Below are 24,878 nucleotides of genomic sequence, written 5' to 3'. Positions count from 1 at the left end.
GTCAAGCCTCCTGTTCCAAGATGTTCTTGGCTCGGTAGTACTGGTCGTCCATCAATTGTCCGAACAGGACGAGCGATGACCCGAGGGTGTCGGACTGCTCGTACCGTCCCGGGAAGAACATGAGCATCGGCTTGCCACTGACCACACTCTGCAAGTTGTTCAGCACGTTGTGCGAGCGTATGTACGGAAACACCTCGCCGATGCCCGTGAGGAAGAGTATGTCGAAGGCGCCGTCGGCGATCTTCTCTCGGATCGCCGGAGCCAGATGCTGCTGTGGATTGAGCATCGATTGCAGCATCTCCGTGAATTCGGCCTTGTCCAGCTGCGGCTCGACTTCGAGCACTTCATCCCAGTCTCCGCGCACCTTGAGTATCTCCACCGACAGGTCATAGAGGTTCACCTCGCGAACCTCGATGCCCTTGTTCGCCAACCGCCTCTTGATCCGCTTCTTGGAGTCAGCGACCGCGAGCGCATCCTCGGCGTCGTACGGGTAGATGAAAAACGGAACTTCATTGCTGAGGCCCTCCATCCGCAGGAATCGCTGACCACTGAGCACCGAGAAAAGGTGCTCTTCCTGCTTCGACAAGTTCATATCCTTCACCGTCCACCTCGTGCCATTTCAACCGTCACCGGGAAGAAACGAACATCACTCGGCGTGCGCTTGTCAAACACTCCCGCCAGCCGATGCGAGAGCAAACACCGCAAAATCTCGCCCGAGACCGACAAGAGCCCCGCCTCGCGCAACATTAGATACACGGTCGTGCGCAGCTTGCGCCGCGTCGACTCGGCCAGCGAAGACAATTCTTCATGCCACACAGATTTCCCCCGTAAAAACGACTCGAAATGCTCAGGCTCAAGAGTCGGTGTCAAGACCAAGAACCTTTCGCGGACCACTTCCTCCGCAAACTCCCCAACTAAATCGTACCGTCGACATGTCGCCAACCACATCAGATAGCCACGTTCAGTGGCCGTCCCATCAATCAACAGTTCCAACTCCTCCGGCGTCAGCTCCGCGAGTCGCTGAACAAGTTCGCGACTGCGTCTTCGCCCCGACGAGACAGTACGTGCCTGAAGCAGATTGTCCGCGTCAATTGCTGATCGAACTGCGTGCCAGTCGCCACTCTGAAGGAACAGAGGAGCCGCAATGATCGCCTCTTGGGAGAAGAGCCCGCCCACAGTGAAGGAGAGTCGATAGCGCGAAGCACGCGCAGTCACATCCCCCACTGGCTACCTTCTCTCGATTTCAGGCAAGTCTTTCAGACTACAGTGACTACCGGACACGCCTTTGCGTCACCAGTTGCGCCTCAGCGCTAATCGGATCCACCGGGGATCGCCTGGAGACGAATTGCATCGCAGACTTCCCAGGCGGGCGGCTCAGCTCTGGATCCGAATTGTCGTGAGCTTCCGAAGGTCGACGAGGGCGGTTGAAGCCGCTTGTGAAGCGTCCGCCCGACGCAGGCCTCGCGACCGAAAGACCTTTTCCATCTGGCGTAGGAATTTGTTGTCCCATAACTTTTCCATCCCGGTATGAGGCAACTCGACAAGGACTCTGGGGTCAGAGAAATGGTCGCGGAATCGCTCACCGGGTTTCCCCGCCTGCAGGTACACTGCTTTCGCTTGGAGCATCATGTCGACAAGGATGGCTTGCCGTTCGATTGACAGCGGGATCACCGCGCTTGCTTCGACCGGCCGGAGGAAATCGATTAAGAGCTGTACATTGTCGCCGTTGGCAGCCCACGCAAAGACTATGTCGCCGGCATCGATGTGCTGATGGATGCGGATGAGTTCCGTCAAGTCTGGCCGCACGGACGTATCCAAGACAAGGACCGGCACTAGTGCGCCTTCCACGATGTTCGTCGCCAAAGCAGCATCAGAGACAACTGGGGTGACGTCAGATGGATCAACGCTCTGCCGACGCGGGTTCAAATTACCCAACTGTGCTCCGTAGTGCCCAGATATCCATCGCTTCCACAAGCCCACGACTGTCCACGATCTTGACCTCATAGCGATCAACGGGTGACGGGATGAGGCCGGCTGGGCACGCGAAAGTTATCCAGCCTTTGGCTGCTCCGTTGGCTGGAAGGGCAAGGGGCAGAATCAACGAGTTTCCAAATTTCTCGAAGGTGTCGGTTGTTGTGGTCGGGATTTGTGCAACTATGGGCGCCCCTTCGACACGGTACGTCACCTCCAGTCGGGCGCTCACGAGTGCCCCTGCGCGGTCGCTCCGGTTGACCGCTAGAAGGTGCACACCGATCCAGGCAATTGAACCCACTTGCCGGCGAGAGGTATCGAGTACCGATGTCTCGAGCTTTGCCGTCATCCGGTCGTCCTGTCGCTGGCTGATCCTCAGCGCCAAAGCAGAAGTCCTGCGGTTGAAAACCGCTATCAGCAATGAAACACATGCAATGACGACGGAGACCAAAGGAAGCCATTGAGTGATTGACTCGATCACATAATCCGTTCCTTGTCAGGTCCGGGGTTTCCCGACTCAGTAGGGCAAGGCTACCGGGTGAGTCCTTCGCCACATGGGCTTCGGGGCAAGCGAGATCATCACCACATCGAACGCACATTTCCCATAGGCGCTGCCGCGTGGCCTTGGGCTAGCCAGCCAGGGCCCTGTATATAGATGCCCGGCTCACGCCAAGCTCGTCCGCGATCGCCTGGGCGCCGTGTCCTTCCAAGCGAAGCATCTTCGCAAACTCGATCTTCGCCGACGACAGCGCGCGCGGTCTGCCTCCGACACGGCCGCGCGCCTTCGCCGCAGCCAGGCCAGCGACGGTGCGCTCACGAATCATGTCGCGCTCCAGCTCGGCGAACGCCGCGATGATCGTGATCATGGCGCGTCCCATCGGGCCGGTCGAGTCGAGGCCTTCGGTGAGCGACCGGAAGCCGACACCTCGTTCGGCGAGCGTGGCGAGCAGGGTGAGGGTGTGCCGGGTGTTCCGCCCTAGGCGGTCGAGCTTCCAGACGACCACGACGTCACCATCCCGGACATACTCGAGCAGCGCGTCGAGTTGTGGGCGGCTGGCGAGCGAACCCGATACCCCGAGGTCGGAGTATGTCTTAGTGACGCCAGCAGTGGCCAGCGCGTCAGACTGCAGTGCCGGCGTCTGTTCCGGGGTGCTGACCCGGATGTACCCGATGTTCGCCATTCAATGCTCCAGAAAGGTAGTCCGCAGGTTCTGAGACGAAACGATTTCGGCCACGGGGTCTGAGACAGCATGCGCGGCACCTGTGACACGGGCTCCCGGATTCTCAGAATCGACCGTTTGCGAAACGAGTCGCCACACGTAAAGCCGGGTTGACCAAGCCCTGTGCATCCTCGTAGGGGCACCGCAACTCGGCGTTTGGGTTACGGTCATGACTGTGAGAGATCGAAATGACGACAACGGCCAAGAGCGGATCAAACAAGGGCTTTACTGGGTGGCTGGAGGCGCAGCATTGCTCGGGTTCGCTATTTTGGTCGGAAGCATCCCGGCGTTTGAGGACTTCCCTGCACTGACGAACTGGCCCGCTACCCTTGCGCCGGCAGGGGCATCCCTTCTTGTAGGTGCGCTGGCTGGCAGCGTCGCGCTGACCGCGGTCGTCAGTTGGAGGAAGCAGCGCGAAATCGACAATGCGGCCGAGGCAACCAAGCGCGCAAACGACCGAAATTTCGAAGTCTGGCGGATTCGAGCCACCTACTACGACAAAATCGCCATATCGGCGGTCCAACAGTTCGCACGGATAGGCGACTTGGAGACGATGGCGGCGGATCGCGGCCGAGCTGTCCTCTGGGGTTCGGCCGCGGTTGTCCAAGCACTCGAGGCCTGGGACATCGAAGCCGGTGTGATTCGCGCGGAGCAGGATCAACGTGGCGACGACAGTGAGAACAGTGACGAGCAGAAGGGTCGACTATGGAACGCTTTCAGTCATCTCATACAAACCATGCGTGCCGAGTTGCCTGATGACCAGATGGCGACGCTCACGAACCGTCAGATCCTCCGTGCGATCTTCTCCGACTACCGTCATCTGGACGGAATTGGGAAGCTACCGACAGGGCTGAACTAGCCGCCTTCGGCGTGCATCGCAAGCTCCCTGATCGCGTGCTTACATCATTCTCAAGGGTCGGATGCCCGATCTCCGGATAGGCGGTGACGTCGATCCGACCGTTCAACGAAATTGAACGACCAGGTGCCGTCCGATTCGTTTCCCCGCCTAGTTCTTGATGTCAGTAGTCTGCGCCGAACATGACCGTGACACACATTGTCCCGGTGTGATCGAATGGGGCTGCGACGAGCAAGAGATCGACGGACTCAATTCTCTTCGCCGAACCGCGGCCACGTAGTGCACGGACACGGAACGGAACGTGGCTGCCTGGGTTGCGCAGGGCGTGGAGAGTGGCAGGTCCGGCGATACCGAGCACGTCAAGTGTTCCGTCGGAGCTGGCTGTCGGGTAGTCCCAGTTCTTTATGTCATCAAGGACGCTCCTAGTCAGGAGCACACGGACGGCAAGGTTGCGGGTTTTCTGCTTCATGGCTTTTCGATTCTTGTGAGAGTGGCATCCGCCTCAAGCGACCGGGGTGAACCCCGTTCAGAGGCCCGCCGAGTTGGAAGGTGAGAGAGCCGGTTGGTTTCCTCAAGAAGTACATGCGCGGCACCTGACGGAAACAGACACGACTCTGAGAGTGGCGATTTTCGGTCGAGTCGAGATCCGGGCACCATTTCGCTCACTCGTGCTGAATATGGGCACGTACAGACCGCCACGCCTCACGGCTTCCTCGTGTGGGTCAGTAGGCCGCGCTTTCAACCGCATACCCTTCCGGGTAGGCGCCCCTGAGTACTTAGCTCTCAAGAGCCGCGTGGGCAGCATCTCGCTGCAGCACTTGGTGGAGCTTGCATTCGACGTGCGTGTCACAGCCGTGAACTTTGGTGGGCGTTGCACGACCGCCTACCCTCCCCATGACACCCATCTTCTCCACTCCGCTCATGGCGATCTCCACCACGAAACCTGATTCCGTCGTGCCGAAAACCTGCATCCACCGGCCGCTGCGAGCGTCGCCGATCACGGCGTAGGGAAAACCCGTGGCGGCATCGACTACGGCGATCAGGTCGTGGAGGAAGCCAACCGACCAGGCGGCTTGGCGCGCAACCGTGTGGTCGGCTTCCCACCAGAGAACAGGCCCGAGTGGCATTTCATCCAGTAGCTCCACAAGCCGCGGGTCATAATCGCTGTCGAGCAGGGCGAGGGAGTCGATTGTTGGTGAGAGAGTCATAGTCGATTCATGCGCGGCACCCTGCTATTTTCGGCCGCGCCAAGGCAAACCCTCTCGCCTCCCCCACGTTCAGATCATCTAAGTTCGCTGAGCAGCTCCTCCCAGACCTCGCGCACCCTGCCGGGCAGGATCAGTTCCGGCCACATCTCGACCAGCAGTTCGCGATTCAACAGCTCCTCCAAGCCCTGGTCGCTGACGCTCTCGCGAAGGATTGCGGCGGACCACTCTCTGACTTACTGGCGGTCGTCAAGGTGGACGCGGCGTCGGTTTGACCACTGTATCTGGAGAGCTGGGTTGACGACGCCGGAGCTCGGGCCGCGGAGACGATCGAGGTTGTCGACTACCCAGATCGGCCGCAGGCTCCAGTACGTCGGCCGAGAGCCGGGCGGCACCGGGTGCGTGCGATCGTAGGTGGGCGGGATTCTCATGCTTGGGTCATGCGCGGCACTGGCGGCGCAAAACCGAAAACCGCCGCGCATGATCTGGGTATGCAACCCGACGGCATTCCACCATAATCAAGACAATGGATGCTCAACGAGATAGAGGTTTGCCCCCTGGGGAAAGTCAGGAGCCCGCCAGGCACAACACGGCAGAAGCAGGCGAAAATACAGTAGGGGATGTCGCGCCATCCATACCCGAGCCAAAAGAGGAGGGTCGAACAGAGACGCTTTTCACTCGGATTGGGCTGCCGCGCGTGGAAGCCCACTACAGCAGGAGAGCTCATCTTGTTTTGTACGGCGCAGCGGGCGTCATGTCGTTTACACTACTTTTGCTCTTTGCGGGATGGGCGCTTCCCGATCTAATTCGGACCATCAACCTATTTTTCCTATCGATTGGGGCCGGCCTCCGGTTTCTCGCACATGGCCAGCCAAGCGCCCGATGGAAAATCCTTGACTTGCTCGGCAAGGAGATTGCCTACTATGGGGCTTTCATTGTCCTTCTGACGCTCGCTATTTCGTCGACACCTTCGTAGGGCGCCTAGGGCGTGTCTCTTAATGCTGCCGGGCCTGTCTGACAGACTTAATCCATGTCTCGTGCTGCCGTGTTGTCTGACAGTGAGTGGGCTCGCCTCGAGCCGTTGATGCCGTCGTCGAAGAATTGCCCGGGTCGTCCATTCCAAGACCACCGCCGCATTCTGGAAGGCATCATCTATCGGTATCGGGCGGGAATTCCCTGGCGAGATCTGCCGGAATCGTTCGGTCCGTGGCAGACCGTCTGGAAACGCCACCGACGTTTCAGTGGCGACGGTACGTGGGACGCCATTATGACCCGGCTACTCTCGCAGGCTGACGCTGCTGGACTGATTGATTGGGAGGTGTCCGTGGACTCCACGGTCAACCGCGCCCACCAGCACGGCACCAATCTCCCGCGCACCACAGGGGGAACTTCAGAACTACACGAATCTGCTCACCGAGCCTGCTGACCACGCAATTGGCCGGTCACGCGGCGGATTGACGACGAAGATTCACGCGTTGTGCGACGCGAATCTTCGACCGTTGGTAATTCTGCTGGGACCGGGGCAGGGCGGTGACTCACCGATGTTCCCCGAAGTCTTAGGGAGCCTGCGAGTGCCTCGGCTCGCCGGGGGTCGGCCCCGCACGACGCCGGATCGAGCGATGGGTGACAAAGCGTATTCGTCCAAAGCCAATCGGAAGATGCTCCGGGACCGCGGCATTCAAGCCGTGATCCCGGAACGATCGAACCAGGTCGCCAACCGGAAACGACGTGGCCAAGCCGGCGGCCGCCCTCCCACTTTTGACAAGGTGTCCTACAAACGCCGCAACGTCATCGAGCGGTGTTTCGAGGCACTCAAGCAGTGGCGTGGCATCGCCACCCGCTACGACAAGCTCGCCCTCACCTACCGCGGCGGGGTTGTCCTTAGAGCCATAATCATCTGGGCCAAGGCGTTGGGAGACACGCCCTAGTACACAAGTGGTTGGTGTGCTGTTTTGCCTTCGTGTGTCCAACCCTTAGGCATGGCCGAAGGGTGATGCCGTATGACGCGTATCTAGGCGACTTCAGGCTGCCATCTAGCGGCACGGGAGTGGTACCGCGAGCGTATGCCCCCCGCTGTGGAGTTCTGGTGCCGCTATCCACAGAGATAGGTTTGGCTCGTCCTGTTGGCTGGGCCTGTCAGGATTCGAGCATGGGAGAAACCAAGAAGCTACACCACTACGTACCGCAGGCGTACTTGCGGGGATTCGCAACCGAGAAGGAACGCGTGACGGCCATTAAGCTGCCGGGTGACACAGAGCCCTTCACCACGATTGTTCGCAACGTGGCTGCCCAGAACCATTTCCACCGCATCGAAGGACTTGACCAGCCGGATAAGTTCGAGGATGTCCTGTCCGAAATCGAGGGTGCGGCGTTGACCGTCATCCGCAAGCTTGAGGCAGGGGCCAAGCTCCCACTGTCCGAGGCCGATCGGTGGACGCTGGCATATTTCATCTCCCTGCAGGCCGTGCGTGGCCCGGACACTCGGCGCACTATCGAGATGATTCAAAGGCAAATGGTTCGCCTTGAGGTCGGCGCGGGTGGGCGCAAGAACATCGCGGCGTGGGCGAAGAAGAACCTTGGTTTCGAGCCGAACGAAGCGCAGGCGCAGCGCCTGTGGAATGAGGCAACGCGAGTGGGCGGTCCACCGATCACGCTTTCCAACTGGGCGCATATTCAGCACATGATGGAGATGGCCTTGGAGATGCTGCCATACATCACTGCACGCCCGTGGACGCTGGTCAGTTTCACTAATCGGTCACTCATCACGGGAGATTCACCTGTCACGCTCATCCGGGACGCGAAGGACGCCCCACACGACGGAGTGGGCTTTGCAACGGCTTGGGGAATTGCTTTCCCCCTCACGCGAAAGCTCGGTTTGCTGATGAGTGACCCAATGGTGGCAATCGAAAATCTCTCGCCGGACGACCCTCGCATCGGGAAGATCTGGGATGCAGTCAGTAAGGGCCAGGCCGACCATAGGGAGGTTGGCACGACAGCAATGGAGAAGCTGTTCAACGAGCACACGGCTTTGAATGCGAGCGAGTACCTCTACCGGCACCCGGATGACGCTCGGTTCGTGCCGAAGGACCTGCATGGGCCGCAGCTAGTGAATGTGTCGATGAGCGGTGCCGACATGCAGTTCACTGGTGCCCCGTGGTTCGGGTTGGACTCGGAAGAGGCTGTGATCTGACGGCACGGGAAACGCATAACGAGCGTGTGCACGTGCGTACCCGGTCAGAGCGCTGGTGCCGTGTGGAGGACTATGACGCTGAGTCCGCAGAGGAAGAACCCGACGAGTCAATTCCGAACAGAATGCCAGGGTGGCCCGTCAAAAGGCTGAGAAGTAGCCCTATCGAGCTGGCATCCCTCCGCGGGCAATAGGGACGCGCTCTGGCCACGCGTGGGACGCCTTTATGCAGAGGTCCCGCCGCTAGTCTGACTGGCGGAACCGACCGCTGACACGACCGTACCTGGTCGTTCTGTCAGCAGACGCTTGAAAGGATTGATTCGGGTACCGACGGTTGTGCCGCAATCGACACTCGCGTGAAGTGGCTAGGCGGACCGACGGTTCTGATATTGATCGATCTGGATCACTTCAGCGATCGCCGCGCCCGCTATGTGCTCTTGGACAGCAGATGCTTCAGTGAGGTGGTCGGTGACGGGCCGTGAGGTTGCGAGCGAATCGGCAGCGTCGGCCGCAATAGTCGTATCTCCGCTCTCCTGAGACGACTCGGGAGAGCCCGACTTCGGACGGAAGACACGCTGCGCGAACCGTTTGCCTTCGGGCCTCAACGTGGTGTCCCACCACTTCGCCGCCGCCGGAAGAAGGACGTTGCGCATTAATGGAATCACGATCTCGTCCCTGAGAAACCCGGCCATGACTCTGTTGTCTTCCCGCCGGCGCTCTTCGGCATCATATTCGCGTCTACGCAGCGCGGAGTTCTTACGGCTCGACCGCTCGTCGAATCCGCGGTCGGATTGAGGTTCGCCCGCAGATCCCAGAACCCTCGGGTTGCTGTATTGCATGATGAGGGACCCGTCAGCGTTCCTGGCACCGCCTGAACTCCACGAGTCCGGGGAGATGGCGTTTCCGTCCTTGTCGTTCTTAGGCATGTCGACCTGGACCTGCCAGAACTTGGACTTGTCAGTATTCATCACCCCTCCAATCTGCTCACGCTAATCCTATGGCTTGCCTTGCCGATTACGGCGATTTTTCTTCCAGGCCCGAAGACCGTCGCCCGGCTATCGCCAACCAACTTGATGAACGCCACCCCGACAATGGACTGCTGCACGTCTTTCACATTCGCGGCTTGGTCGTGCACCGAAGGTGAACTTTCAAGACTGTCAGTCCAGCAGTCGCCGGCGACCTCAACGGAACCCCCGCAGCATGGGTACCTGCTCGACACTCCCCCGGTCCGCCGCGCGACTCGATGACCAGGCCGACAGCAACCCAACGTCACCATGGACGGCTTGATACAGGTGGGATACATTTCTGTTCTGAGAGTTGGTGGAGGGGTGCAGATGATGATCGATGAGCTCGGGCTATCTAACGAAGACCTACCTGGTAATGAAGACCCCGAGGTCGTCGCCGGCATGGAGCGTCTTCGGTTGTTGAGGGAGCATGAGCAGGACATCCCTGATCTAGGCAGTTTTCGGACCAGGCCACTCGACGCTGGAGGCTCCGGGCAATTTGATGACCCAAAGACCGACCGATTCCGATGTCGTTTGCGTGCCGCAAGTTCGAGGCGTAACGGTCCGTGGATTGCCCGGTCAGCGCAGTGGGTCTCATCGGCCCGGTCTCACGTAAGCACCACCCCTTGCGGCGGGACTCAGTGCGGTCGCTGCCATGGCCTCTCATAGCTGCACGCGGCATGCACGAATGTGCGTTTCGGCCGGCTGGCCAGTGTTCCGTGCCTGCTGGGCCCGTCAGTGAGCGGCTGCAGCGGCCGGGCAGGGTGTCACTCGGGCAGTAAGCAGATTGTGACGACATATTCTTGACCGAAGTCGATAGCGAGGACGCGACCCTCGACCAGGTCTGCGATCTGCTGGCGGGTGACCCAGGCCTGTGTGAGTCCATACCGTGGCTCCCCGTCCCCCCATTCTGATCCGTCAATGACGCCTTCCGGTGTTTCGGCGGTCACGGTCACGGCTCGATTAGTCGTGTATTTGCCAGGCCGACGCGGCGGGCGTTGCTCGTCATTCATGCAGGATGCATGCGCGGCATCGCTCCGACTATCTGCCGCGCATGACTCCCCCATGAAGACTTCCTCATCCCTGTATTACGCGACAGGCTTACTGACCCACAATGGTGAGCTCTGGATTGCGGACTCGACGGAGAAACTGGTGATGGGGCTCATCCCCGGATACGCAGAGGCCGCCCCTTCATCCCGCGGTGATCGTCGGCATGAGTACCTGCTCGAGGCTGCTACGGCAGCCCAGGCGGGGCTCATCGACGCCGCAGTTGAGACTGGGGATTGGGACGAGGCTACGGCGCCAACGTGGGAGCGGGATCGTCTTCGAGCGAGCAAAGCGGGGCGAGCGCCCAGCGGTGGCGTTTGGGACTGCGTCGTCCCGCTTGTTTTGGTGCAGGCTCCCGGGGCCGCACGTTCCCGTGCCACTCGGATCACCGTAAAAGGAAACGTGCTCGTGCTCCAATCCGGAACGCCAGCTCATTCGCTTTGGCACAGCTAGGAATGCTCGACGCCGGGCATGTGAATGGGGCGAGTCGGGACAACCCTTTGCCCGATCTCAGACACTCTCCCGGCGAGCATCAGGTTGATTGACTCCAAGAGTTCGGGACTGAGTTCGTCGTCTACGACATGATCCACCCTGAGAAATCGCTTCCCGCTGCTCTGCGGCCAAGGACCGCTAAAGCCGCCGCCTGAACTCACTGGCGCTCATCACACTACCGCCGGTCGAACTCGGCCATGAGCTGGTTAGTGATCGTGCCTGAGACGACAATGACGGCTCGCTGTGGAATGAGCGGCAGGTTTCCCCAAAATTGAATCTGTATTTCTGATAATACTGGCGGGCAACCCGTCGCAGCGCGCCGCTGCCGCGCATGACCCACCCGTGAACACCTCTCTGTACCACTGCTCTGGCATGCTGACCGACGGCGCTCTGTGGGTCGGCTCCACAGACGACTTATTGGCCGGATTGATCACCGGTTACGCGGAAGCAACCCAGGCCGCCCGGCACGAACTCCGGGACGGGTTTCTGCATGGAGCGTGCATGGCGACTCAGGCAGGCCTTATCGATGCCGCTATTTTGGCAGGTGATTGGGATGAGGCTTCGGCGCCGGCATGGGAGCGTGACCGGCTCCGTGCAAGCAAGCGCGGGCGGGCGCCGAGCGGCACCGGTGCTTGGACGTGTGCAGTTCCCTTGCTGCTCATACAGTCGGCGGGATCGGCCAGGTCACGCTCGACGCGCATCACTATTACGGGCAACGTCCTCATTTTGGAGGCTGGAGCGACACCGGCGCACCTTCTGATCGCTCTTAAGAGGCTGGGTCAGCTCGACGACGCCGGCAGGATCAATGGGCCGAGCAGGATTCGGGAGCCGTACCTGTGAACAACGACACGCCCGGGATGACATCCAGTCGTGCTTTGCTATTAGTGGACTGATCAGGGCTTTACTCTAAAAATAAATCAGTTTTTCGGAAAGTGCGGCGCGGTCCGCGCAAGTACTAGGCGGAACCAGTAACCCTGCAGGTCCCGGACAAACTGAAAGACAGCTCATGACCATGACCACTACCCCCACACAGGAACTCTCCCCGTTCCTCACCGAGGCTCAGGCAGCCGCCCGATTTGGCCTAAAGCCAAAAACTCTAAGAAACTGGCGATCGGCAGGAACGGGGCCCCAGTCACTCAAGCTCGGCTCGGCCGTTCGATACCACCAGGCAACACTCGACAGCTGGGCACTGAGCTTGGCCGCCAAGATGACCGTTGCGGTGGCCGCATAATGGCCCGCGCGAAGCTGAAGCCCGGTAAGTGGGGGAAAATATCCACGTCTTCCAAAGAGGGCAGCGGCTGGCACGTTTCCAAGGTGAATTACTGCGACGCACGCACGGGGAAAGTTCGCCAGATTACCCGCGGCGGTGAAACGAAAGGCGAGGTTCTCGAGAACCTCAACGCCGTTCTCACTGGCACAGACATTAAGAAAGCACTCGGCACCAGCGTCAAAATTGGCGCGCTCGACACTGTTTCGAAGCTGGCGGAATTGATGATGCGCCGAAAGCGTGCCGAAAAGAAGGCCGGGCCACAGAGCATGGCACGCTACGAAAGCACCATGCGCAACCACATTCTCAATAAGGAGACGGGCCTCGGCGAGCTCGCCGTCGGTGACCTCGAGATTCCTGTAGTCGATGCGTTCCTCATGGAGCTGGCGGAAAAAGCTCCGTCGGAAGCTGACCGCGCCCGCATCCTTCTAAGCGCCATGCTCAAACTCGCCGTCGGGCACCAGGCTGTCCCCGTCAATTTCATGCCCTCAGCATTCGTGCCACCAGCACGCGAGTACGAAATCCTAATTTTGACGATGCCACAGATTGACCGCATGCTCGGCGCGGTTGATGCATGGAACACGGCCCCTGGTCGGCGCGGACCGCGACCCGATGGTCGACTCGGGCGTGTGCTCAGAATCGCGCTCGGTTCCGGTCTCCGTATTGGTGAGGTTGGCGCCCTGCGACGCCGGGACGTGAAACGGCCCCAAGGGGAAGGCGCGCCATGGACTCTTACCGTGCAAGGAACGATTATCGAGCCGGATAAGGGCTCTATCTTCCGTCAGGCGCACCCTAAGACGGAATCTTCCGTTCGCACAGTTCCGATTTCCAACTTCGCCGCGGCAGTCATCGAACAGCTGATGGAAGAAACGGCCGACGGTGGTCCCGACCACCTCCTGCTGACGACGCGCACCGGCGGAATCGTCGGGCCGGCAAACCTTCGACGGTCCTGGCGTCGCATTCGTGGAACCGGTGACGTTGAAGACCTGAACCAAATCACTCCGCACGCTTTGCGACGCACAGTCGGTACGATTCTTGCCGCAGAGGTCTCGCCTGAGTACGCCGCGAAATATTTGGGGCATGGGCACGGAACCGCTGTGCTCTACGCGCACTATGTCAAATACATCAACACTGTCGATGACACCGGCGCAGGCGCACTCAACAACCTCATGCCGAAAGCCATAACGGCTTGATTGCAAAAGGCAAAACAAAAGACCCCCGTCCAATTGGACGGGGGTCTTTCTCTGTTACAGCCTCAAAGCATTCGCGTGAGTAACACGTGAGTTTAGGATATCTACTTGGAGTCAAGTCTCATTTCATGGGCAGTAAACCCCTGATGAGACGGCATTTCTTGGTGCACCCCCCCGGACTTGAACCGGGAACCCACTGATTAAGAGTCAGTTGCTCTGCCAATTGAGCTAGAGGTGCGTAATGTTTCTGCGATGCTATCACTGCATATTTCAGCAGTGCGACCTGCGGGAACGTTCAACCCTAACACCCAGAAAGGACTTGGCGCCAATCGAGGCACCCTCCGCGTGTCCGCGTTCGACATTACTATTCTTGAGAGCGTGACCGACACGCAAAACTCCCCCCATTCCTTCTCCGTAGCGCAGGATCTCGAGCTGGCTCTGGCGCTGGCCGATGCCGCCGACACCATCTCGCGCGCGCGCTTCACCGCGCTCGATCTGGTGGTGACCACAAAGCCTGACCGCACGCCGGTGACGGATGCCGACCAGGCCGTGGAGCGGGAACTTCGCGCGTTGCTCGCCACTCACCGCCCCACCGACGGTATTCTCGGCGAAGAGTTCGGCACCGAGGGTTCCACCGTGCGCCAGTGGATCATCGACCCGATCGACGGCACCGCCGGATTCATGCGCGGCATCCCGATCTGGGCCACACTCATCTCCCTCGCGGTGGACGGCGTTCCCGTGGTCGGAGTGGTGAGCTCCCCCGCGCTCGGCAAACGCTGGTGGGCAAGTCTCGGACACGGCGCGTGGTCCAGCGACGAACGCACGCCGCACGCCGCGCCCACCCGGCTGCGCGTGTCGGGCGTGGATTCGCTCGCCGAGGCATCCGTGAGTTACAACAGCATTCAGCAGTGGGACCAGGCGGGACAGCTCGACGCCCTGGTGAGCCTCACCCGGCAGGTGTGGCGCACGCGGGCCTACGGCGATATGTGGTCCTACATGCTGCTCGCCGAGGGACACCTCGACATTGCGGGAGAATTCGACCTGAAACCGTACGACATGGCAGCGCTCGCGCCGATCGTGCAGGAAGCCGGCGGCGTGTTCACGTCCGTAAGCGGCGAGCCGGGCGTCTGGCACGGCAGCGCACTGGCCACCAACGGCCTGCTGCATGCGGCCACGCTCGCCGTTCTCAACCCGTAGGCGGGCCTACTCGAGGTCGGCGCGCCGCTTGGCGCTCCGGCGGCGTTCCCGCCAGGCCCGCGGGTTGATCAGAAAGATGGGCTTGGGAATTCGGAGCGCATACCCGGTGGGCAGCACCCACCCGTAGCGCCGCGCGAGCAGCGAGAGCGCGGCACCGCTCAGAATAGCCACGGCCGTTCCGAGGGCGACGAAACCGAGCTTGCTCATAATCACCATCTCGGTGCTCGCCAGCACCGCGCTCGTGGCATAGAGCGTGTTGCCGCCGAAGACGGTGGGCACCTTGAGCAGCATCACATCGCGCACCATTCCGCCACCCACAGCGGTGGTGATCCCGAGCAGAATGGCCGGCAGCCAGCCCAAATCCGCTTCGAGAGCTTTCTGCGCACCCACAGCCGACCAGCAGCCCACAGCGAGGGCGTCGAGCAGCAGAAGAGCACGCCGGGACCACCGCCCGTTGAACGTCACGAAGTACGCAATCACGCCACCGACAACGGCCGTGATGAGGTAAGCCGAGTCGGTCAGGGCGGCGGGCGGGCCCTGCTGCAACAGGGTGTCGCGAATAATGCCACCACCGAGGCCCGACATGATGGCCAGAACAACGAATCCCACAATGTCGAGGCGAGCAGACCGTGCCGCCACACCACCAAGAATGGCATTGGCGAGAACTCCGGCGAGGTCGACAAAACGGATTACCTCGAATATCGCCTCTGAGTCCAACGTCACTTAAGTCATTCTCCCGCATTCTCGGGTGCGGTGCGCTCGGTCGTAGTCTGAGGACATGAGAATCACCGCCTTTTCGGATGTCTGCCTGCGGGTGGTCATGCTGCTGGCGACGGAAACCACCCCGCATCTGGTCACGAGCCGAGCCCTCTCGGACGCAATCGGCACCCCGTACAACCACGTGACGAAGGCCATCATCCGCTTGCGCGAACTCGGCCTGATCGAGGTGGTGCGCGGGCGTACCGGCGGTGTTCAGATCAGCGCCCTCGGCAGAACGGCCACCGTGGGTTGGCTGTTGCGCCAACTCGACACTCGCCTCGATCTGGCCAGCTGCGAAACCCACACCGGCCCGTGCCCGCTGATCGTGGGCTGCGGCCTGCGGGGCGCTCTGCGTCGGGCGCGCGAGGCCTTTTATGGGGAGCTCGACGACCTGCTCATTGCCGACGTAGCGCCGCGCCGCGCCTCCGGACCGGTCCCCGTAACCCTCCTGTCCCGACCCACCGGGTCTTAAGACCCTGTTTTCTACAATTTGTAGAACATTGCAATAAATGCGGCATATCAAATGCTATTTTTAGGAACACCCCGGGACAGTGTCCCCACTCAAAGGAGTTCCTATGCTTTCCGTTCAGTCGGTCCCCATCATCGAAGCCACCCTCCCGGTGGTGAGCGAGCGGATGCCCGCCATCGCCAAGAATTTCTACCACCGCATGCTCACGGCGCACCCTGAGCTGTTCGACGGGCTGTTCAGTCGCTCCAATCAGAAGAACGGCACGCAGCAGCAGGCTCTCGCCGCCAGCGTGGCCATGTTCGCCACCCACCTGCTGCAGAACCCCGAGAGCGCCCCCGAGGTCATGCTCTCCCGCATCGCGCACAAGCACGTGTCGCTCGGCATCCGCCCTGAACAGTACGACGTTGTGTATCAGTACCTGTTAGAAGGCATCGCCGACGAGCTGAGCGACGTGATCACCAGCGAGATCGCGGAGGCCTGGACCGAGGTGTACTGGCTCATGGCCCACGCGCTCATCAAGCAAGAAAACGGTCTCTACGCCGGACTCGCGAGCCCGCAGGCGCTTGCCCCGTGGATCGTCACCAGCAAGGAGCCCGCCGGCACGGATGCGATGACGTTTACCCTCGTTCCCGCCGACGATACCCCGGTATCGGCGTCGAAGCCCGGCCAATACGTGGGCGTAACGGTGGTGATGCCCGACGGCATCCGTCAGGTGCGTCAGTACACACTCTCGGCAGGCACCGGCACCGACGTGCGGGTGTTCACGGCCAAACGTGATGCCGATGGCGAGGTCTCCCCCGCCCTGCACCGCGACGTTCAGGTGGGCGACCAGCTCACACTCTCGCACCCCTGCGGCGACGTCACCCTCACCGAGGACGACGGCCCGCTCATTCTCGCCTCTGCCGGCATCGGCTGTACTCCGAGCGCGTCGATTCTGCGCTCACTTGCCGACACGAACTCGACGCGCGAGGTCCTCGTCCTTCACGCCGAGAGCACCCTTGAGCGCTGGGCGCTCCGACACCAGATGAGCACCGATGTTGCGAAGCTGAAAGATGCCACACTGCAGCTCTGGCTCGAGGAACCCACGGCAGGGTCGCACGCCGGATTCATGAGCCTTGATGGAGTAGATATCCCCGCACACGCATCCATGTACCTGTGTGGTCCACTGCCCTTCATGCGCGCGATCCGTTCGCAGGCGCTGGCATCGGGAGTGCCGGCTCAACGCATCCACTACGAAGTCTTTGGACCGGACCTGTGGCTCGCGGGAACCGCTGCGTAGGGAGTGTTCCTGGGTGGGCGCGCCAGCCTTCGTGTGTTCGCAGGCCCGCGCTAAGGTGACGTGTGGACACTTCGACCGGTCGTGAGATTGAACTCAAGTTTGACGTTGACGAGCAATCGAAGCTGCCGCGGCTGCAAGATCTGCCGGGTGTGAAGGGTGTGGAACGCCCGGTGGAGCACCATCTGGAGGCCGTGTACTTCGACACCGACACGTTTGTTTTGGCGGCCCACCACATCACCCTGCGGCGTCGAGCCGGTGGTGACGATGCTGGCTGGCACCTCAAGCTGCCGGTGACCGCCAGTGAACGCCGGGAGATTCACGCTCCGCTCACCGGCTCGTCCACGACCGTTCCCGAGTCTCTCGCCCGACTGGTGCGCGTGCATGTGCGCGATCGCCCCCTCGTGGCGATCGCGCTGCTGCGCACCCGGCGCATCGTGCACCGCCTGCGCGGCGTCGACGGTGAAGCCCTCGCCGACGTCTGCGACGACCGCGTCGAGGCCGACCGGTTGCAGCCCGAACCGCAGCATTCGTCCTGGCGCGAGTGGGAGATCGAACTCGTGGACGGGCCCCTGGCACTGCTCGACGCGAGTCAGGAACTGATGGCGACTGCCGGCATCCGCCCCTCGGGTCACGCCTCCAAGCTGGGGCGAGCCCTCGGGGACCGTTTTCCCGCCGAGCCAACCGCCGCACCCGTGCCAACGCCCTCGGGGGCGGCCGCCAGCGTGCTGCTCGCCTACGTGCATGAGCAGCTGCGCGTGATCGCGGAGCATGACCCCGGAGTGCGACAGAACGACGTCGACGCCGTGCACAAGATGCGGGTGGCCACGCGCCGCCTGCGCTCGGCGTTGGCCACATATTCGCCGCTGCTCTCCGACGAGGCCGATACGGAGCGACTGCGGGATGAGCTGCGTTGGCTCGCCGGTTTGCTCGGTATTGCCCGCGACGAGCATGTGCAGGAGGACCGACTGCTGAAGCTCATTGCGACGGAACCGGCCGAGCTGCTGCTCGGGCCTGTCGTGCAGCGAGTGTCCAGCCAGTTTGACGCCCTCACCGAGAACGCCGAGCACAATCTCGCCGCGGCGCTGGACGGCATCCGCTACTTTCGGCTGCTCGACGATCTCGACACGCTGCTGTCGGCACCGCGCTTCACCAACCTGGCCTACCGCTCGGCCCGCAAGGTGGTGCCAGAACTGCTCGAGCAGGAGTGGAAGCGCGTACGCAGCGCGGTGCGTGTTGCCGCGCAGGCGTCGGAGCCGCACCCCCACGATCTGGCCCTGCACGAGGTGCGGAAGGCCGCCAAGCGCCTGCGCTACGCCGCCGAGACCGCTCTTCCCGTGCAGCGCAAAACTGCCAAGCGCCTCGTGTCCGACGCCCAGAAGGTGCAGATCATTCTGGGTGAGCACCAGGACAGCGTGGTGGCCCGGGAGCTGTTGCTCGAGCGCGTCACCGTGGCGGCCTTTCTCAACGGTGAAAACACCTTCAGCTACGGGCGTTTGCATGCCCGAGAGCAACAGCGGGCAGCGGATGCCGTGGCGCGCTTTCACCTCGCCTGGAAGGCATTTTCCCGCCCCGAGTGAGCCCGGTCGAACGTCCTGTGTATCCTCAGGACGTCTCGTCGTCCCACACCGTGCCATCCAGGTCTCCGCGCAGGGTCCCGGTGAGCTCGTCCACGGCTTCGCCCACCGTGCTCGGGAAGCGGTCCGGAGAAAACCGGCTGCTCAGTCCGTACTCGTGGAGCTTGTCCTTCACCGGGCCCTTCATTTCTGCAAACAGGAGGGTGATGCCGCGGGACGCCAGAAAATCGTCCAGTTCGAGAAGCTCCTCCACGGCGGTCGTGTCAATCTCGGTAATGGGCTCGGCCGCAACGATCACCGAGTGGATGCCGCTCCCCGCCGCGGCGACCGTGGCCCGCACGAAGTCGTCGAACAGACCACCATTCGCGAAGAAGAGCGGGGCATCGAAGCGCACAATCACGATGCCCGGCAGTCGTTCACCCTCCGGATGCCGGGACAGATCGTGGTATCCACGGAGGCCGGTGATGCGTCCGAGTTCGGCCCGGTAGGGCCGCCAGGCGTGGCTGATAAACGCACCGAGGGACAGGACGATGGCCACCACGATGCCCTGAATGACTCCCACGGCGAGAACGCCGGCAAAGGCCGCGAGGGATAATGCGGCATCCATTTTGTTCATTCTGACGAGTGCGATGAAGCCGCGAGCATCAATCAGTCCGGCCGCGGCGACGATCACGACCGCCGCGATGGCCGCCGACGGCAGGTAGGCCGTCACTCCCGGGGCGAGCAGCATGAACGCCACGATGAGGAGCGCCCCGACCACGTTCGTCAGTTGCGAACGCGCCCCGGCCTGTTCGGCCACGGGAGTGCGCGAGGACGAGGCAGAAATGGGAAAGCCGCCCAGCAGCCCACCGGCAATATTGGAGAGGCCGATAGCGGACATTTCCTCGCTGCCGTTCACACTCTCGCCCCGTCGCGCCGCGAAGGTGCGCGAAATCACGGCGGTATCGGCAAAGGCGATGAGGGCGATTCCAAAGGCCGGCACGATGAGGGACACCACGTCGGCCCAGACCAGGCCACCGAGCGCGGGTGCGGCAATGCCCTGCGGCAGAGCGCCCACCACGGGGAGGTCATTTTGCAGGCCCAGAATGGCCGTGATCGCAGTGGCCCCCACAACCGCGACGAGGATACCCGGCACTCGCGACTTGAACCACGACAAGAGCACAATCACCGCCAACGCTCCCACCCCGATGAGCGTCGCCGTGAGATCCACTTCGCCGGACGCGATACCGGAAACGATGCCGACGGCATCACCCATCGGGGAATCGGCCGACACGGAAAACCCCAGAAGCGCGGGCAGCTGAGACATGATCACGAGCAGCGCGAGAGCATTGAGATAGCCCACCCGAATGGGCTTGGAAAGCAGATCGGTCACGAATCCGAGCCGAAAAACCCCGCCCACCAGCAGGATGACGCCCACCATGATGGCGAGCAGTCCCGCCAGGGCCACGGCTTTGTCGCCGTCACCGAGGGCGAGCGGAAGAATGGCCACGGCAATGATCGGCGCCAAGGCGGAATCCGGCCCCAGCACGAGGATGCGCGAGGGACCGAAGATGGCGTAGGCCAGCAGAGGGATGATTGTGGCGTAGAGCCCCGCCGCGGGCGGAAGCCCGGCCACCTCGGCATAGCCGATGCCCACCGGAATAAGGAGTGTCGTGAGCACAACACCGGCACGCAAATCGGGAACCAGCCACGCGCGCCGGTACGTGGATGCCGTGTGGATTCCCGGCAGCCATCGTCGGAGCCGCGTGCTGCCCAACTGGCTCCCTCCCGGCGCGTCACTGCGCCCACCATACCCAAGAGTGGCCGAAACACACAGGCCCTAACCAGCACAGGCCCTAACCAGCACAGGCCCGGAACCAAATGGTTCCGGGCCTGTGTGAACGGCGGTTCTTCAACTGCGTGTGACAACCACCCGGTGGTGGAGATGCGGGGAATTGAACCCCGGTCCACTGTTGTGGTCATATGCCTTCTACGGGTGTATCCAGTGAAATCGCTTTCTCGGCCCCGGAATTTGCCACTGGCATCTACTCCGACAGGCCCAGCCTTCGTTTAAGTCCCTCTACACCCCGTGGCTCAATGTAGAAGCAATCTCTCTAAATGGCGTCAGGATCTGGGTAGAGAGCATTCCCAGTCTGACGGACGCTTAGTGGTTCTACTTAGGCCGCGAGGGCGAAAGCGGAACGCGCGTCAGTGCTGTTTGATTTGGCACTTATTGTTTTGCAGAGGTCGTTTACGAGATAACCCTGCATCCTCGACCCGCTTCTCATAATTGCGCAAACAATGTCGAAACCGATCATCCCCATGATGGGGTGGTTGTCACACGCTGTTGAATTACCAAACTTCTGCCGTAGACATCAGTTTACATCAGGCCCGGCAGGGACACCACCTAGTCACCCAGGTTGCGGCGGGCAGACATGGCGCGATCGGACTCACGTTTGTCCTGACGCTCGCGCAACGTCTGCCGCTTGTCGTACTCTTTCTTACCCTTGGCCACGGCGATCTCCACCTTGGCCCGACCGTTGAGAAAGTAGATGCGCAGCGGAATGAGGGTGTAGCCACCCTCTTTTGTCTTGTGGCTGATCTTCACGATCTCCTGCTTGTGCAGCAGGAGCTTGCGCTTGCGGCGCGGCGGATGGTTTGTCCAGGTGCCCGCCGCGTACTCGGGAATGTGCACAGCATCCAGCCACATCTCGCCGCCCTCAATGAAGGCATAGCCGTCGATGAGCGAGGCTCGACCGGCGCGCAGGGACTTCACCTCGGTGCCACTCAAGACCATTCCGGCCTCGTAGGTGTCACTGATTGCATAGTCGTGGCGCGCCTTGCGGTTAGACGCTACGACCTTCTCGCCACTTTCCCGGGGCACAGTTTCTCCAATACTTAGACCACCCGGCTTTGTGCGGGGCAGCCCATCAGTCTAGCGCGGGCAGGCTGGGGGCTAGACCTTGAGGTAGCGCGTGATGGCAAAGTTGGCCGAGAAGGCCGCCAACACCGCCCCGACCACCAGCAGAATAGGCACGACCAGCACCGCATCCTCCATACCCACCAGGGCAAAGCCGCTGAGCCGCGCCCCGAGGTACCCCTGCACGAAGAAGTGCACGATGCCCACGATGGCGCCGCCGGCCAGCAACGAACCCAGAAGCGCCGCAAAGACGCCTTCAAGAATGAAGGGGGTTTGGATGAACCTGTTGGATGCCCCCACGAGCCGCATGATTCCGAGCTCGCGGCGCCTCGAGAAGGCTGACAAGCGGATGGTGGTGGCAATCAACAGCGCGGCCGCCACCAGCATGAGTCCCGCGATCCCGATGGCGGTGTAACTCGCCACGTTGAGCACCGAGAAGATCTGATCGAGGTACTTGCGCTGATCAGCCACGTTCTCGACGCCGGCCTGCCCTGACAGACTCTCCACGAGCACATCGGACTGCGAGGGATCGATCAGGTTCACCCAGAAGGTTTCGTTCAGCTGGTCAGCGGTGACGTAGTCGGCCACCGGGTTGCCCTTGAACTGCTCCTGGAAATTCTCAAACGCCTGCTCATGGGTTTCGAAGTAGTAGCGATCCACGAACGGGGTCAGGGTGGCCGAGGTGAGCTGGGTCTCCACGGCACTAATCTGCTCCGGCGTGGCTTCGCCACCCGTGCAGGTCTCACCCGACGAGACGTCGGTGCACATGTAGATGCCTACCTGGGCCTTTTCGTACCAGAAGTTTTTCATCTGGCCGATCTGCATCTGCATGAGGATCGCGGCGCCCACGAAGGTGAGCGAAATGAACGTGACGAGCACGACCGAAACCACCATGGAAGCGTTGCGCCGAAGGCCGTTCGCGGCCTCGGAGAGTACGAGTGCAAGTCTCATCGGGTGGGGCCCACGTTCTGCTCGCCAGTTTGGTCGGGTTTCTCACCCGGGGCACGAAGCCCGAGTTTTTCGGCGAGCGTGAGCTGTTCGGGTGCATCGTGCTGGGTGACCGGCAGAATCGGTCGCGTCATGGGGGCAGCGGCATCGTCCTGAGGTTCGGTCGCAGCGGCGGGCGGAGCTGGGAGTGCCGTGGGTGCCGTGGGTGCCGTGGGTGCCGGTGTTACCGGGGGTGCGGGGGGAAAGAACATCGCCTCGCGGGAGGGCACCGGGGCGGCCGCCGTCGGGGCCGAGGGAATCGGTGCCGTCACCTTGGTGGCGCTGGCTGTCGGCGGCAGGGGCTGCGTCACACCGGGAACGATGGGGATGGATGCCGTGGCGTACCCACCCTGACGCTCGTCACGCACGATCGTGCCATTGACAAGTTCAATCACCCGGCGCTGCATCTGGTCGACGATGCCGGCCTCGTGGGTGGCCATGATCACCGTGGTCCCGCCCGCGTTGATGCTCGCGAGCAGTGCCATGATCTCCGCACTCGTGGTGGGGTCGAGGTTTCCGGTGGGCTCATCGGCCAGCAAAATTTGGGGCTTGTTCACGATGGCGCGGGCAATCGCCACCCGCTGCTGTTCACCACCCGACAGTTCGTGCGGAAAACGCTGAGCCTTCTCGGCCAGTCCCACCATCTTGAGCGTGTCGGGAACGGCTTCCTGAATGAAGCCGCGAGACTTCCCAATCACCTGCAGGCTGAACGCCACGTTGTCGAAAACCGTCTTGTTGGGCAGCAGACGGAAGTCCTGAAACACCACACCAAGGTTGCGCCGAAAGTACGGCACCTTGCGATTGGAAATGGAGCGCAGGTCGTGGCCGAGCACATGAATGCTGCCACTCGTAGGCTTTTCTTCCTTCAGCACCAGGCGCAGACAGCTCGATTTACCGGAGCCGGACGCACCCACCAGGAACACGAACTCGCCGCGCAGAATCTCGACGTCAATCGAGTTCAGGGCCGGTCGGGTTGTACCGGGATACTTCTTGGTGATGTGATCAAATCGAATCATAGCCATTTGAGCCTAGGCAGGGCACCGCCGTTTTGCCACAGCGACATACCTATTGCCAGCGATCAGTCCTGCGGAGCCTTCTTACGCCAGCGGATGCCGGCGGAGATAAATCCGTCCAGGTCACCATTGAAAACGTTCGTGGGGTTGTTGACCTCGTGGTTCGTGCGCAGGTCTTTCACCATTTGATACGGCGCGAGCACGTAGCTGCGCATCTGGTCTCCCCAGCTGGCCGTGATGTTACCGGCGAGTTCTTTCTTGGTCGCCGCTTCCTTCTCGCGTTCGAGCAGGAGCAGTCGGGATTGCAACACCCGCATGGCCGCGGCGCGGTTCTGAATCTGGCTCTTCTCGTTCTGACAGCTCACCACGGTTCCGGTAGGAAGGTGGGTGATGCGCACGGCGGAGTCGGTGGTGTTCACCGACTGGCCGCCGGGGCCACTGGACCGGAAGACATCCACTCGAATATCGCCGTCGGGCACCTCGATGGACTCGGTCTGTTCGATCAGCGGAACTACCTCCACCGCGGCGAAGGAGGTCTGTCGCTTGCCGGCCGAGTTGAACGGACTCATCCGCACGAGACGGTGGGTACCCGCCTCGACGCTCAGCGTTCCGAAGGCGTAGGCGCCATCCACTTCAACGATGGCCGACTTGATGCCGGCCTCTTCGGCATAGCTGATGTCGAGCACGCTCGTGCGGTAATCGTGCTGTTCCGCCCAGCGCAGGTACATGCGCAGCAGCATTTCGGCGAAGTCGGCGGCATCCACTCCCCCGGCCCCGGCGCGAATGGTGATGACGGCGTTGCGCTCGTCGAACTCGCCGTTAAGGAGGGTCTGCACCTCGAGGTCGCCGAGCAGCTTCTGCAGGCTGGCCAGTTCGGTTTCGGCCTCATCGGCTGATTCCTGGTCGCCCTGGCCCTCGTTGGCCATCTCCACCAGCAGCTCGAGGTCATCGAGGCGCGCCTCGATGCTCTCGATGCGCTTGAGCGAGCTCTGCCGATGGCTCAGATCACTGGTGACCTTTTGCGCATGCTCGGTGTCGTTCCACAGGTCAGGTTCGCCGGCCTCTTCGCTCAGCTCGGCGATGTCGGCGCGCAGCCGCTCAACGTCGACCACCGAACGAATGTCGCCAAACGTGGTCCGCAGTGCGGCGATCTGCTCCGAAAAATCCAAGTCAATCATGTCAAACCCCAGCCTACTCGGCCCGGTTGCCCCCGCCTCGGCAGAGCCTTCTGCTCCGGCACACAGTCCGGCGGGCGTAGCATC

Annotated in this window: 23 protein-coding genes, 1 tRNA gene, 1 other RNA gene and 1 pseudogene; 9 read left to right on the top strand and 17 right to left on the bottom strand. The window is 61.7% G+C overall.

Features of this window, described 5'->3' with window-relative positions; translation table 11 throughout:
* Position 1: 1 nt before the first annotated feature.
* The 5 genes from H4V99_RS05140 to H4V99_RS05120 all read right to left on the bottom strand — a co-directional run bounded on the left by H4V99_RS05140 (position 2) and on the right by H4V99_RS05120 (position 3,152).
* Positions 2-592, bottom strand: a complete 591-nt coding sequence (locus H4V99_RS05140; RefSeq protein ID WP_280676121.1) for a DUF1788 domain-containing protein — start codon at positions 590-592, stop codon at positions 2-4.
* Positions 593-597: 5 nt separating this feature from the next.
* Entirely contained in the window at positions 598-1,215 is a 618-nt protein-coding gene (locus H4V99_RS05135) for a DUF1819 family protein (protein WP_280676119.1), read from the bottom strand.
* A 159-nt stretch (positions 1,216-1,374) separates the two neighbouring features.
* Positions 1,375-1,935, bottom strand: coding sequence for a hypothetical protein (locus tag H4V99_RS05130; RefSeq protein ID WP_280676117.1), 561 nt, complete (start codon positions 1,933-1,935; stop codon positions 1,375-1,377).
* On the bottom strand, positions 1,928-2,320 hold the full coding sequence (locus tag H4V99_RS05125) for a hypothetical protein (RefSeq protein ID WP_280676115.1): 393 nt from the start codon (positions 2,318-2,320) through the stop codon (positions 1,928-1,930). The genes H4V99_RS05130 and H4V99_RS05125 overlap by 8 nt, the downstream gene beginning before the upstream one ends.
* A 280-nt stretch (positions 2,321-2,600) precedes the next feature.
* The gene (locus H4V99_RS05120) at positions 2,601-3,152 is read right to left on the bottom strand and encodes a recombinase family protein (protein ID WP_280676113.1); all 552 of its coding nucleotides are present in this window, start codon (positions 3,150-3,152) and stop codon (positions 2,601-2,603) included.
* A gap of 208 nt (positions 3,153-3,360) precedes the next feature.
* On the opposite strand from H4V99_RS05120, the gene H4V99_RS05115 reads away from it, so the two are divergent.
* Positions 3,361-4,050, top strand: coding sequence for a hypothetical protein (locus H4V99_RS05115; RefSeq protein WP_280676111.1), 690 nt, complete (start codon positions 3,361-3,363; stop codon positions 4,048-4,050).
* Between the two features lie 160 nt (positions 4,051-4,210).
* On the opposite strand, the gene H4V99_RS05110 is transcribed toward H4V99_RS05115, so the two are convergent.
* Entirely contained in the window at positions 4,211-4,516 is a 306-nt protein-coding gene (locus H4V99_RS05110; protein WP_280676109.1) for a hypothetical protein, read from the bottom strand.
* Between the two features lie 307 nt (positions 4,517-4,823).
* Positions 4,824-5,255 (bottom strand): hypothetical protein, encoded by a 432-nt coding sequence (locus tag H4V99_RS05105; RefSeq protein WP_280676107.1) that lies wholly within the window; start codon positions 5,253-5,255, stop codon positions 4,824-4,826.
* A 1,027-nt stretch (positions 5,256-6,282) separates the two neighbouring features.
* On the opposite strand from H4V99_RS05105, the pseudogene H4V99_RS05100 reads away from it, so the two are divergent.
* Both H4V99_RS05100 and H4V99_RS05095 read left to right on the top strand, forming a co-directional pair.
* A pseudogene (locus H4V99_RS05100) lies at positions 6,283-7,180 on the top strand (IS5 family transposase).
* Positions 7,181-7,245: 65 nt separating this feature from the next.
* Positions 7,246-8,442 (top strand): DUF4238 domain-containing protein, encoded by a 1,197-nt coding sequence (locus H4V99_RS05095; RefSeq protein WP_348522374.1) that lies wholly within the window; start codon positions 7,246-7,248, stop codon positions 8,440-8,442.
* Between the two features lie 362 nt (positions 8,443-8,804).
* On the opposite strand, the gene H4V99_RS05090 is transcribed toward H4V99_RS05095, so the two are convergent.
* Complete coding sequence (locus H4V99_RS05090) at positions 8,805-9,407, bottom strand: hypothetical protein (protein WP_280676103.1); 603 nt, start codon at positions 9,405-9,407, stop codon at positions 8,805-8,807.
* Positions 9,408-10,210: 803 nt separating this feature from the next.
* Positions 10,211-10,456, bottom strand: a complete 246-nt coding sequence (locus H4V99_RS05085; protein ID WP_280676101.1) for a hypothetical protein — start codon at positions 10,454-10,456, stop codon at positions 10,211-10,213.
* A 1,532-nt stretch (positions 10,457-11,988) separates the two neighbouring features.
* On the opposite strand from H4V99_RS05085, the gene H4V99_RS05080 reads away from it, so the two are divergent.
* Together H4V99_RS05080 and H4V99_RS05075 are read left to right on the top strand one after the other, a co-directional pair.
* Positions 11,989-12,213: a helix-turn-helix domain-containing protein gene (locus H4V99_RS05080; protein WP_280676099.1), complete on the top strand. Its 225-nt coding sequence runs from the start codon at positions 11,989-11,991 to the stop codon at positions 12,211-12,213.
* The gene (locus H4V99_RS05075) at positions 12,213-13,442 is read left to right on the top strand and encodes a site-specific integrase (RefSeq protein WP_280676097.1); all 1,230 of its coding nucleotides are present in this window, start codon (positions 12,213-12,215) and stop codon (positions 13,440-13,442) included. Before H4V99_RS05080 ends, H4V99_RS05075 begins: the two co-directional genes overlap by 1 nt.
* Before the next feature lie 159 nt (positions 13,443-13,601).
* On the opposite strand, the gene H4V99_RS05070 is transcribed toward H4V99_RS05075, so the two are convergent.
* Positions 13,602-13,677 (bottom strand) — tRNA-Lys (locus tag H4V99_RS05070).
* A 140-nt stretch (positions 13,678-13,817) separates the two neighbouring features.
* Between H4V99_RS05070 and H4V99_RS05065 the strand changes: the two genes are divergently transcribed.
* Positions 13,818-14,636, top strand: a complete 819-nt coding sequence (locus tag H4V99_RS05065) for an inositol monophosphatase family protein (protein WP_280676095.1) — start codon at positions 13,818-13,820, stop codon at positions 14,634-14,636.
* Positions 14,637-14,642: 6 nt separating this feature from the next.
* Here the strand turns inward: H4V99_RS05065 and H4V99_RS05060 are convergent, their stop codons facing one another.
* Entirely contained in the window at positions 14,643-15,359 is a 717-nt protein-coding gene (locus H4V99_RS05060) for a TRIC cation channel family protein (protein WP_280676093.1), read from the bottom strand.
* A 55-nt stretch (positions 15,360-15,414) separates the two neighbouring features.
* On the opposite strand from H4V99_RS05060, the gene H4V99_RS05055 reads away from it, so the two are divergent.
* The 3 genes from H4V99_RS05055 to H4V99_RS05045 all read left to right on the top strand — a co-directional run bounded on the left by H4V99_RS05055 (position 15,415) and on the right by H4V99_RS05045 (position 18,720).
* Complete coding sequence (locus H4V99_RS05055; protein ID WP_280676091.1) at positions 15,415-15,867, top strand: Rrf2 family transcriptional regulator; 453 nt, start codon at positions 15,415-15,417, stop codon at positions 15,865-15,867.
* Between the two features lie 103 nt (positions 15,868-15,970).
* Positions 15,971-17,143, top strand: coding sequence for a globin domain-containing protein (locus H4V99_RS05050; protein ID WP_280676090.1), 1,173 nt, complete (start codon positions 15,971-15,973; stop codon positions 17,141-17,143).
* A 62-nt stretch (positions 17,144-17,205) separates the two neighbouring features.
* Positions 17,206-18,720 carry a CYTH and CHAD domain-containing protein gene (locus H4V99_RS05045; RefSeq protein ID WP_280676088.1) on the top strand — a complete coding sequence of 505 codons (1,515 nt, stop codon included), beginning with the start codon at positions 17,206-17,208 and terminating at the stop codon, positions 18,718-18,720.
* Between the two features lie 25 nt (positions 18,721-18,745).
* Here the strand turns inward: H4V99_RS05045 and H4V99_RS05040 are convergent, their stop codons facing one another.
* From H4V99_RS05040 to prfB, 6 genes are all read right to left on the bottom strand, one after another.
* Positions 18,746-20,473: a SulP family inorganic anion transporter gene (locus H4V99_RS05040; RefSeq protein WP_280676086.1), complete on the bottom strand. Its 1,728-nt coding sequence runs from the start codon at positions 20,471-20,473 to the stop codon at positions 18,746-18,748.
* 160 nt (positions 20,474-20,633) lie between these two features.
* Positions 20,634-21,018: a transfer-messenger RNA gene (ssrA, locus tag H4V99_RS05035) on the bottom strand.
* Between the two features lie 85 nt (positions 21,019-21,103).
* Entirely contained in the window at positions 21,104-21,580 is a 477-nt protein-coding gene (gene smpB / locus H4V99_RS05030) for an SsrA-binding protein SmpB (RefSeq protein ID WP_280676084.1), read from the bottom strand.
* A gap of 72 nt (positions 21,581-21,652) precedes the next feature.
* The gene (gene ftsX, locus H4V99_RS05025; RefSeq protein ID WP_280676082.1) at positions 21,653-22,567 is read right to left on the bottom strand and encodes a permease-like cell division protein FtsX; all 915 of its coding nucleotides are present in this window, start codon (positions 22,565-22,567) and stop codon (positions 21,653-21,655) included.
* The gene (ftsE, locus tag H4V99_RS05020; protein ID WP_280676081.1) at positions 22,564-23,619 is read right to left on the bottom strand and encodes a cell division ATP-binding protein FtsE; all 1,056 of its coding nucleotides are present in this window, start codon (positions 23,617-23,619) and stop codon (positions 22,564-22,566) included. Before ftsE ends, ftsX begins: the two co-directional genes overlap by 4 nt.
* Positions 23,620-23,681: 62 nt before the next feature.
* Positions 23,682-24,794 (bottom strand): peptide chain release factor 2, encoded by a 1,113-nt coding sequence (gene prfB / locus H4V99_RS05015; RefSeq protein ID WP_280676079.1) that lies wholly within the window; start codon positions 24,792-24,794, stop codon positions 23,682-23,684.
* Positions 24,795-24,878: the final 84 nt, after the last annotated feature.

This window comes from Cryobacterium sp. CG_9.6, from assembly GCF_029893365.1.
Lineage (GTDB): Bacteria > Actinomycetota > Actinomycetes > Actinomycetales > Microbacteriaceae > Cryobacterium.
This window is presented reverse-complemented; position numbering and strand designations above follow the sequence as displayed.

Coding starts and splice junctions, on each gene's coding strand:
- H4V99_RS05050 (WP_280676090.1), top strand. CDS start 15,971: ATGCTTTCCGTTCAGTCGGTCCCCATCATCGAAGCCACCCTCCCGGTG.
- H4V99_RS05095 (WP_348522374.1), top strand. CDS start 7,246: ATGCCGTATGACGCGTATCTAGGCGACTTCAGGCTGCCATCTAGCGGC.
- H4V99_RS05125 (WP_280676115.1), bottom strand. CDS start 2,320: ATGACGGCAAAGCTCGAGACATCGGTACTCGATACCTCTCGCCGGCAA.
- H4V99_RS05115 (WP_280676111.1), top strand. CDS start 3,361: ATGACTGTGAGAGATCGAAATGACGACAACGGCCAAGAGCGGATCAAA.
- H4V99_RS05105 (WP_280676107.1), bottom strand. CDS start 5,255: ATGACTCTCTCACCAACAATCGACTCCCTCGCCCTGCTCGACAGCGAT.
- H4V99_RS05075 (WP_280676097.1), top strand. CDS start 12,213: ATGGCCCGCGCGAAGCTGAAGCCCGGTAAGTGGGGGAAAATATCCACG.
- ftsX (WP_280676082.1), bottom strand. CDS start 22,567: ATGAGACTTGCACTCGTACTCTCCGAGGCCGCGAACGGCCTTCGGCGC.
- H4V99_RS05120 (WP_280676113.1), bottom strand. CDS start 3,152: ATGGCGAACATCGGGTACATCCGGGTCAGCACCCCGGAACAGACGCCG.
- H4V99_RS05110 (WP_280676109.1), bottom strand. CDS start 4,516: ATGAAGCAGAAAACCCGCAACCTTGCCGTCCGTGTGCTCCTGACTAGG.
- H4V99_RS05140 (WP_280676121.1), bottom strand. CDS start 592: ATGAACTTGTCGAAGCAGGAAGAGCACCTTTTCTCGGTGCTCAGTGGT.
- H4V99_RS05085 (WP_280676101.1), bottom strand. CDS start 10,456: ATGAATGACGAGCAACGCCCGCCGCGTCGGCCTGGCAAATACACGACT.
- ftsE (WP_280676081.1), bottom strand. CDS start 23,619: ATGATTCGATTTGATCACATCACCAAGAAGTATCCCGGTACAACCCGA.
- prfB (WP_280676079.1), bottom strand. CDS start 24,794: ATGATTGACTTGGATTTTTCGGAGCAGATCGCCGCACTGCGGACCACG.
- H4V99_RS05090 (WP_280676103.1), bottom strand. CDS start 9,407: ATGAATACTGACAAGTCCAAGTTCTGGCAGGTCCAGGTCGACATGCCT.
- H4V99_RS05055 (WP_280676091.1), top strand. CDS start 15,415: ATGAGAATCACCGCCTTTTCGGATGTCTGCCTGCGGGTGGTCATGCTG.
- H4V99_RS05080 (WP_280676099.1), top strand. CDS start 11,989: ATGACCATGACCACTACCCCCACACAGGAACTCTCCCCGTTCCTCACC.